The sequence below is a fragment of the Colwellia sp. MB3u-41 genome (genome assembly GCF_014076845.1).
Taxonomy (GTDB): Bacteria; Pseudomonadota; Gammaproteobacteria; order Enterobacterales; family Alteromonadaceae; genus Colwellia_A.
The window spans coordinates 123461-132254 of record NZ_JACGUT010000028.1; the positions used below are offsets into that span (position 1 = coordinate 123461).

The 8794-nt window shown below is 36.2% G+C and carries 9 protein-coding genes and 1 pseudogene; 4 read left to right on the top strand and 6 right to left on the bottom strand.

Annotated features, from left to right (window positions below; all coding sequences use genetic code 11):
- Positions 1-29: 29 nt before the first annotated feature.
- Positions 30-884 (top strand): universal stress protein, encoded by an 855-nt coding sequence (locus H4J73_RS01830; protein WP_182223262.1) that lies wholly within the window; start codon positions 30-32, stop codon positions 882-884.
- A gap of 67 nt (positions 885-951) precedes the next feature.
- Here H4J73_RS01830 and H4J73_RS01835 read toward each other — a convergent pair whose 3' ends face one another.
- From H4J73_RS01835 to H4J73_RS01850, 4 genes are read right to left on the bottom strand one after another with little or no spacing between them, the layout of a single operon-like run.
- Positions 952-1821 carry a mechanosensitive ion channel family protein gene (locus H4J73_RS01835; protein WP_182177768.1) on the bottom strand — a complete coding sequence of 290 codons (870 nt, stop codon included), beginning with the start codon at positions 1819-1821 and terminating at the stop codon, positions 952-954.
- A 37-nt stretch (positions 1822-1858) separates the two neighbouring features.
- Complete coding sequence (locus H4J73_RS01840; protein WP_182177766.1) at positions 1859-2647, bottom strand: hypothetical protein; 789 nt, start codon at positions 2645-2647, stop codon at positions 1859-1861.
- A 24-nt stretch (positions 2648-2671) separates the two neighbouring features.
- Positions 2672-3136 carry a hypothetical protein gene (locus H4J73_RS01845; protein ID WP_182177764.1) on the bottom strand — a complete coding sequence of 155 codons (465 nt, stop codon included), beginning with the start codon at positions 3134-3136 and terminating at the stop codon, positions 2672-2674.
- A gap of 18 nt (positions 3137-3154) precedes the next feature.
- The gene (locus tag H4J73_RS01850; RefSeq protein WP_182177762.1) at positions 3155-4126 is read right to left on the bottom strand and encodes a magnesium transporter CorA family protein; all 972 of its coding nucleotides are present in this window, start codon (positions 4124-4126) and stop codon (positions 3155-3157) included.
- Positions 4127-4339: 213 nt separating this feature from the next.
- Between H4J73_RS01850 and H4J73_RS01855 the strand changes: the two genes are divergently transcribed.
- Positions 4340-5368, top strand: coding sequence for a DUF21 domain-containing protein (locus tag H4J73_RS01855; RefSeq protein ID WP_182177760.1), 1029 nt, complete (start codon positions 4340-4342; stop codon positions 5366-5368).
- A 35-nt stretch (positions 5369-5403) separates the two neighbouring features.
- Complete coding sequence (locus H4J73_RS01860) at positions 5404-6237, top strand: mechanosensitive ion channel family protein (RefSeq protein ID WP_182177945.1); 834 nt, start codon at positions 5404-5406, stop codon at positions 6235-6237.
- A 145-nt stretch (positions 6238-6382) separates the two neighbouring features.
- Here the strand turns inward: H4J73_RS01860 and H4J73_RS01865 are convergent, their stop codons facing one another.
- Positions 6383-8212, bottom strand: a complete 1830-nt coding sequence (locus tag H4J73_RS01865; protein WP_182177752.1) for an SLC13 family permease — start codon at positions 8210-8212, stop codon at positions 6383-6385.
- A 298-nt stretch (positions 8213-8510) separates the two neighbouring features.
- On the opposite strand from H4J73_RS01865, the gene H4J73_RS01870 reads away from it, so the two are divergent.
- Complete coding sequence (locus H4J73_RS01870; protein WP_182177750.1) at positions 8511-8654, top strand: hypothetical protein; 144 nt, start codon at positions 8511-8513, stop codon at positions 8652-8654.
- A gap of 32 nt (positions 8655-8686) precedes the next feature.
- On the opposite strand, the pseudogene H4J73_RS01875 reads toward H4J73_RS01870, so the two are convergent.
- A pseudogene (locus H4J73_RS01875) lies at positions 8687-8794 on the bottom strand (RimK/LysX family protein); the annotation flags it as partial.

Here is an 8794-nt window from a genome sequence, read left to right on the forward strand (position 1 = left end):
GAAGGCATTATTCTACATGAGGAAAAAAAATGATAACTGAGCAATTAATTTGGTTTATAGATGGGCGCTATTTTTATAAAAATGTCACTTTAGATAAAATAATTCAGCTTGCCAATGCTCATCAAATGCGAATTAAAATAATAATAGATGCTCAAGTGAAGTCTACTCAGCGGTGGTATTGGCATTCAATGGTTGAAAGTTCATCAACGGTTAATGAAGACTTAGCGCCTATCAATAAGAAAAAACAAACGTTACTTAATGCGTTAGAAATGAGTGCGATTAAAGCCGAAATAATCATTATCGATACATCTAATCACATTAAAGCCATTAATACTGAATTAGCAAAAACAAATAATGGCCTATTAATTCTAGAAGATACACCGCCAAAACAAAGACACCCTATTTTCCAAACGCTAACACAATTGAACGCCCCCGTATTATTACTCAGTAATAACGTCTGGAAAAAACCACTCAATGTCATTGGCGCAGTTGACCCATTACACGAAAATGATCGCCCGGCAAAAATTGATGAACATATCGTTAAGCATTTAAAAAACTGGGAGGGATCATTAGCGATAAAATGGCAAGTTGTACATTGTTGTTACATTTCCTCCGTTTTAACCCAATACAAAAGCAAAGTACTTTCGATGCACCGAGAAGGGTTAAAAGAGTTTTCACGTCAGTTTAAGGTTCAACAAGATCAATACACGTTAATCGAAGGTTTACCTGAAGACGCCTTAAAGACATATATTAACAAAAACCATATAGACATTTTATTTATTGGTTTGGTTAATAGAAGTATGCTCGATAAATTTTGGGTGGGTAGTACAACATCAAACTTTTTATACGAGCCACCGTGCGATCTATTACTGATTAAACAGTAAATTAATTACCGTGTGTTAACGATTAAGCATTCAACCATAAGATTAATGCTTAATCGTTGTTTAACCTTCACTTCTTCAACGTGCCATCTTTGGTGATTTTGTAACCCGCACTTATAGCAACATCAGAAGGTTTACTTTGACTACCTGAATACAGGCTTATATGTGGAAATGGAATTTCAATACCTTGTTCATCAAAAGCTTTTTTAATATTCTGATACATCTCATTTTTAAGGGTAAGGAAGTTCTCTCTTTTTGACCAAACTGAAAATTGTATATCTACAGATGATGATCCGAATCCGGTTAAAATAAATAAGGGTGCTGGCTCTTCCAAACAAATAACATTTTTCTCCGCTATTTTTAATAGAACATCTCTGACATTTTCAATATCTTCTTTATAAGCGATACCTAACTTTAAGTCGGCTCTTCTAATAGGGTATTTTGTCATCGTGGTTACCGCACTTTTGATCATACTTTCATTGGGTATGCGGACAAACAAATTATCAAAGGTTCTTAACTTAACAGACAGTAAATCAATAGAAATAACTTCACCTAAAATTTCATTAACTTTGATCACATCGCCAATTGAAAACGGCCTTTCTACCATCAGAAATAGGCCGCTAATTAAGTTTGATGCGGAGGTTTGTGAAGCAAAACCAATAGCAACAGTAAAAATACCGGCTGCGCCAAGCAATATCGTTAAATCTATACCTACATGCTTTAAAGCGGATAATGAAAATAGTGCCAACAACGTATAAAACACCGTTCTTTTTAATAAAAAAACGCCGTGTGTCGTCATTTTTTTATCGACAATTTTTTCAATACCGCTACTTATCGTTTTAGCAATAAAGTAACCGACTATAAATAAAATAAGTGCCTGTGTTAATGTATACAAATGAGATACTTTGAGCGTATTAAAAAACTCATTAATGACTTCCATACAATATTTACCTAACTCTTGTTTGCTGAACTAATATTTACCCAAATAAATGACTAATTCTGCGTATTAATTCCCCATGCTCTGAAGACTCACGCGGAGCACTAATAGATTTGAGCAGAGACAACTTAGCCGAAATACTTTTCTCAACAATTAACTCAACATCAGCTGATTCATTTTCTATTTCGATAGTGATGCCAGATGTCCACAATTGATTTTTGTCATCGCCGTATAAGTGTAAGTAATTTACCGGAACATTAATTCTATTGATAATTAATGCTTTATCATGACTATTAATGACCATTATAGCTGTTGTTGCCCGATGAGGGTGTAAGTCTAATTCTTCAAGTTTAGTTTTTGCAGACGTATATTTCGCATAGCAGAGCTGACCATCAATGGTTGAACTGCCAAACCATGAATCAGAGGGGCGCCAAAAAGGTAAATCAACCAAACATTTGCCACTTGGAAATGTTTCAGCGTAAAACCAAATAGGTGTACTGATAAACAACTGTACTTTTTCACCAGCAAGAATAGTTAAAGGAGATGAAGGACGGGCAATAACAGGACGGTCTGCTAATTTTGGTAATACTTTTATTTTATCTGAACTGGCTTTCTCTAAAAATCGACCAATAATGGCATTGTTTTCTACGTTAAATTTTTCGCCGTCAGAAAGCACAATTTGGTGGTCTTCTTCTTGATTTTCAATGTTCCAAATATTCCACTCTGTGGCTTTACGCTTTATTAATATGGCTCGCTCGCCTACGCTCCAACACTTTTTCTCTTGTTGTTCATCAAAGGTAAACTCGCCCCACCAAATATTGTTACTCATCGTTCACTCTTTAAGAATTATTTTTTAAAGACTTATTTTAAATACTAAGTCGCCAAAACCCCAAATAAAGGTACCTGTCATCAATAAAGAAACCTCTAAAATACCCAGCTGATACCTAACATTGTCTTTAACAACGTCAATTTTATCGTCAAAGTTATCTTCAATCGTTTTAATTTCTTTTTCAATGTACTCTGCAGGCGCATTAATTTTTCTGAGCTTCATTTTTGCTCGTGATAAAACAACCCGATGTTGGATATTCAATTTACTTATTAACACTCTTTCAGCGATGATAGCGCCAATGCTTGACCAAACACCAAGCAACACAATTAAGCACCCACTTCGGGTCAGCCACTCTATTCCTAAAAATTGCGTTTTTGACAAATAATATCCCATAGAGATAAGAGTTAAAGAGAGTAACCAAGCCATTATTGGTTGCCGCTTTCTTATATTAATGACTTTATTTTCATAAAGTGTTTTTGAATCGCTCAATATTTTTCTCTTTTTAAATTACAACCAACGTTTTTTCTTAAACCAGACAATAAGCCCAACAGAAATAACTAACATCACTGCAAGTAGAGTAAAATAACCGTATTCAAATTTTAGCTCAGGTATGTATTCAAAATTCATCCCATAAATTCCCGCGAGGAAGGTCAAAGGAACAAACAAAGCAGTAATAACTGTTAACACACGCATGGTTGCATTTAACTGATGCGAGGTAACAGACATGTAACCATTAATTAAGTCACCACAAATATCATAATACATTTGAGAAAGACTCAGTAGTCGGTCAAGGCGCTCTCTTAAATCATTAACTGCATGTATTTCTTTGTCGGTAATCAGTAATGTTTCATCATCTTCAAGGTAACTGTTTAGGGTATTGCCCACAGTTACATGGTAATTAAACGTTCTTCTAATTTTAACTAACCGAGAACGATGTGCCGTAATTTCTCGCATGGTTGTATCGTTACCACTAACTTGAAACTGATCTTCAATTTTTTCTAAGTGTGCTTCAAAATCAAACAGCTGCTGTAGATAATTACCACAGCTACTGTGAAATATTTTCAACGCTAAATGTATTGGGCTTCTCGCTAAATACTTTTCACTGCTCGCGTTAAACAGTGTATTTATCGCAACAGAGCTTTCAGGGTGACCAGTAATTAATACGCGTTGACCGATGAACATACTGATTTGTACATGTTCAAACGTTAAATTGTCTTCTTTGGCAACAAAACCGCGGTATAGTAGAAAAATAAAATCACTAAACAGTTCTACTTTAGGGGGGTGTCTTTCTCTTTGCGCATCTAAAATAGCCAAAGGATGACAACCAAATTGAGTTAATATTTCTTTTTCTTGAGATTTTTCAACCTTATCAATATCAATCCATAGCGTAGTACTTTCATCTTGTTGCCATTGAGAAACTAGCTCTTGACCACCAATTATTATCGGTGAAGAAGGTGAAATCAACATACATTTAATCATGAAAAATCCTTTACTAGAATTACAAAATAGCGCTGATATCAGCATTACCTATCACAAGTTTTATAAAATTTTATAAACGACTCATTAATTTATAAATGATGCCATTATAGACAGCATTTTAGAATAAAGGTTAAATAATTAGTTGTGATCTCAGTAAGTAAAGTTAATACTTCACCCAATTAACGCTATTAATAGCCCGATTAGGATTATTACATGTCAACTGACATTATTACTTGGTGTGCTATCGCCTTTTGTATTACACAATCAGCGATTTTTTCAGGATTAAACCTCGCATTTTTTTCTATTAGTAGGCTTCATTTAGAGGTTGAAGCGAAAAAAGGCAACAAAGCCGCACAAACCATTCTACGTCTTAGAGATGATTCAAATTTCTTATTAACGACCATATTATGGGGTAATGTCGGCATTAATGTTCTGCTAACCATGCTGTCTGATTCAGTGCTTACCGGTGTCAGCGCTTTTTTATTCTCGACAATTGCAATAACCATTATTGGTGAAATTACACCTCAAGCTTACTTTTCGAGAAATGCTTTAAAAATGGGTAGCATGCTCGCCCCTATTATTCGTTTTTATCAGATCCTATTTTACCCTGTTGCAAAACCAACGGCGCTTATTTTGGATGCATGGCTTGGGAAAGAAGGTATTACCTATCTTGAAGAAAGCGAACTTAGAAGTATTATCCACCAACATATAACAGCCGAAGAAGCAGACCTTAATCAGGTAGAAGGTATCGGTGCGTTAAACTTTTTTGCCTTAGATGAAATACAAGTGACTGAAGAAGGTGAGATAATTGATCCTAAATCAATCATTTCCTTACCAACCAAGTTAGATTTACCTATCATTCCCGTGACACAACAAAGTCCTGACGACCCATTTTTAATGCAAGTGAATGAAACCAATCATAGCTGGGTAATACTCACTAATGAAGCCGGCTACCCATTACTTGTGCTTGACGCTGATGGCTATTCACGTGCAGCTTTATACCAACCTACCCATTTTGACCCTTACAATTACTGTCATCGCCCGGTAGTGATCACCGATGAAACAACCCCCTTAAATGAAGCCATGCTAAAAATGAAAGTTAACACTTCTATAGATAAAAACTTTGCTGGGGTGATAGAACACGACGTACTACTGATTTGGGGAGAGACCAAGCGTATTATTACTGGAGCCGATATCTTTGGTTTATTGCTTAAAGGCATGCTACCTAGTATCAGCAAGTAGGTTAATAAATATTTATTATGGAATGGATCAATAAAATGTACAGCTTCACCGAATTTACTGAGTTACTGTTTGAGTATAAGTTTATTGTTACCTTTTTAGTGCTTATGGCTTCTTTTTTGGTTAAAAATTTAATCATAAAAATAATAAAACTAAAGGCTAAACAAACTAAAAGATTAAAAATCAATATGGTAAGTAATATCTTTACCCTAATGATGATTATAGTACTTTTTAATCTTTGGTCTGAAGAAATTCAAAAGTTTGCTTTTTCTATTGCCGCTTTTATTGTGGCAATAGTATTAGCAACCCGAGAATTTATTCAGTGTTTTATTGGTTTTATTTATATCTTATCAAGTAGACCCTTTCGTATTGGCGACTGGATACAAGTAGGTAACTATGTCGGTGAAGTACATTCTACTGATTGGGCAAAACTGACCTTATTAGAAGTCAATAAAGATGATTATGAATATACTGGTAAAACGTTGTATTTACCGAATAGCCAATTGATAACATCAGTTATTAAAAATCTTAACTTCCTTAAACGATATGCTGTACATCATTTTACCATTGTGCGTAATGACTGTGTTAATCCTTTTGATTTCATGGAAACGTTATATGAAAAAGCGAACTTCTATTGCCATGACTTTAAAGATGTCGCTATTCGCTATAACCACCTTATTGAAAGTCGTTTAGATATAAAAATTGCAGGTCCTGAGCCTCATATTCAAGTCGCCACGTCAGAACTTGGCGATACACAGGTATTTTTCACTATTTTTTGTCCAACCGAAAGTGCTATGGAAATCGAACAAAAATTAACCGGTGATTTTATGCGTTTATGGTTTGAGCACAAAGCTTTAAAAGAGAGCCTTTAACCCGTCACTCCCCACTCCTCATTTTTTATTTGTTAAGTTATCTCGCCTCATCATTAATAAGGCTTTCATTTACCGATAATATATTATTGGTAAATCAGTGATTTGGGGCTTAGGGAAAACCAGGCGAATAGGTTGCCTACTTCCTTTATAAATATAGCCAATTTAACAGTAATGACAGTGTTACCCACATGAGAATAATCAACGGAATACCAACACGCATAAAGTCAGAAAAGCGATAACCACCAGCATTCATCACCAATAAATTAGTTTTATAAGCCATAGGTGTTGCATAACTTAAGTTGGCGCCAAACAGTACAGCCAAAATAAAAGGCTCCGCAGGCAAGTTCAGTTGACTCGCTACTGAAATGGCAATTGGCGTTCCAATAACAGCCGCGGCGTTGTTAGAAACAATGTTGGTCAGTATCGCTAATAAAAGCATTAAAGCCGACAAAACGCCCCCTGGCGGCAGGCCGAATGACAAGGCAACAAAAGCTTGGGCTATATATTCAGCCCCCCCCGTTGCCATCATCGCAGCACCCAATGCTAAAGACGCGGCAACAATTAAAATAACCTGAGTACTGAGCGCTGATGAGGCTTCTTGCCAATTTAAACATTTTGTTACTAACAAAATCAGCACACCACATATCGCACTAATTTCAATCGGTAAAATACCGAGTGCTGATGATATAACTACTGCCAACAAGGTGCCTAATGCAATGGGAGCTTTACTTGTTTGGGGTAACGACTCCGCACCATCGATAATGAGTAGCCCTTGTTTAGCTTTCAATAAATCAATTTGTTCTTGCTCTCCTTGTACGAGAAGTACATCTCCGATTTTCAATCGGGTATTGCCGATACTGCTGCGACCAATTTCCATAGCTTTACCCGCTCGATGCAATGCGACCACTGATATGCTGTGTTTTTGAATGAAATTGACTTGTTGTAAGGTCCGTCCTTCTACGCCCGAGCCCGCAATAAGAACTATCTCAGCCAAGGTTTGTTTGTCAGCTTTTAACGGATGTTCGTCATCAACTTTATTTAGCCCTGAGAATAAGGTTGCCCCTAATACCGATTCATATTCTTTTAAACGGTCGGGGTAATCATGAACTTTTAAACGGTCTCCCACCGTCAGTATTGTATCAGGTAAAGGCATAATATTCCGATAGTTTGCCCCGCGCTGAATACTTTCTATTTTTAACAGACCATCAGTCAAAGCAATTATTTCAGCAATTGCTTTCTCGTTAGCTACACTTTCTTCGTTGATATTAAGATAAGCGCTAAATAAACGTGGCGATGTATCAGGCATCGATGGTGTTCTACTGGGTAAAAGTTTTGGCGCAATTAGCCATAAATAAAGTACCGCAACAACAGAAGCAATAAGTGCAGGTTGAATAAAATCAAAGAGTCCAAATTCAACAGCGCCCATATTTTTTGCAATACTTACCACTAATAAGTTTGTAGATGTACCTATAGTCGTTGCCATTCCCCCAACTAATGTTGCTAATCCCATAGGTAACAACATCGGCGAAGAGTCTGTTTTAGTGCGCAATGAAACACTGATCAAAATAGGTAGCAATAGCACCACAACGGGAGTGTTATTAATGAAAGCACTTAAACCTCCAGCCAGAATAAGCGTTAACAGCAACGACAGTGCCGGACTTACTTTCCATAACTTGGCCAAATATCGTCCAATGGGCTCTAAGGCACCTGTACGGACGATACCCTGACCAATAATCATTAATGAACAAACTGTCACTAAAGCTTCATGACCAAAGCCAAAAAACAATGAACTGGGTTCGAAATGTATGCCATCTACGTAAAAAGGGAAAAATGCAAACGCCAAACACAGTACAGCGATGACAGCCAATGAAGAGGTCTCTAAGGGAATATCGTCTCGGCGAAAAAGATATAACGCCAATATGGTAATTAACAATACCGCTAAGGCATGATTATTGGGTAAGTCAGGAATAGTCAAAAATTAATACCACGTTAATTTAATTATTTAGCGGCTACAGCCACTATCTATAAAGCTGATTCCAAATAGATATGGTAAATGATTACAAGTTAACCGCGTCTATTCTAATTTTTTAATAACTATAATACGTGTTTTCAATTAAGTACATACTCGCTGATCAATAGATATTTTTTCCCCGAACTCGCTAAAGAGTGAACTATATCAGCTAAAAATGGCTGCAATAGCAATTCAGAACCACTGTAAAAAATAAATTTTAAACGGCATAACTTAACTGAAAGGCAATAGTAAGGAACTTTTAGTGACAAAAAATAGCGGTAATATGATCTGCATATTGTTAGGTTATTTGATGCGAGTTAACCCGCTATTTTTGATATTAGGTGTCAGTGAACGATTCACCTTCTATGGTAATGATCACAGAAGATGGATCGCTTGTAATGTATAAAGTTTATAGAGGAAACTTAAGTTAGCCAACTTTTATTTTGACCCTAAAAACACTTTAGAAGGGTCAACAAGAAACCGCTTACCAAGTGCTTCACGCCCTAACAACATTAAATAACTCATATCAGAGCGATCCGTTAACGT

Excerpts from the sequence above, each read along its gene's own strand:
- H4J73_RS01850 (WP_182177762.1), bottom strand. The coding sequence starts at position 4,126 with ATGATTAAATGTATGTTGATTTCACCTTCTTCACCGATAATAATTGGT.
- H4J73_RS01855 (WP_182177760.1), top strand. The coding sequence starts at position 4,340 with ATGTCAACTGACATTATTACTTGGTGTGCTATCGCCTTTTGTATTACA.
- H4J73_RS01840 (WP_182177766.1), bottom strand. The coding sequence starts at position 2,647 with ATGAGTAACAATATTTGGTGGGGCGAGTTTACCTTTGATGAACAACAA.
- H4J73_RS01830 (WP_182223262.1), top strand. The coding sequence starts at position 30 with ATGATAACTGAGCAATTAATTTGGTTTATAGATGGGCGCTATTTTTAT.
- H4J73_RS01835 (WP_182177768.1), bottom strand. The coding sequence starts at position 1,821 with ATGGAAGTCATTAATGAGTTTTTTAATACGCTCAAAGTATCTCATTTG.
- H4J73_RS01860 (WP_182177945.1), top strand. The coding sequence starts at position 5,404 with ATGTACAGCTTCACCGAATTTACTGAGTTACTGTTTGAGTATAAGTTT.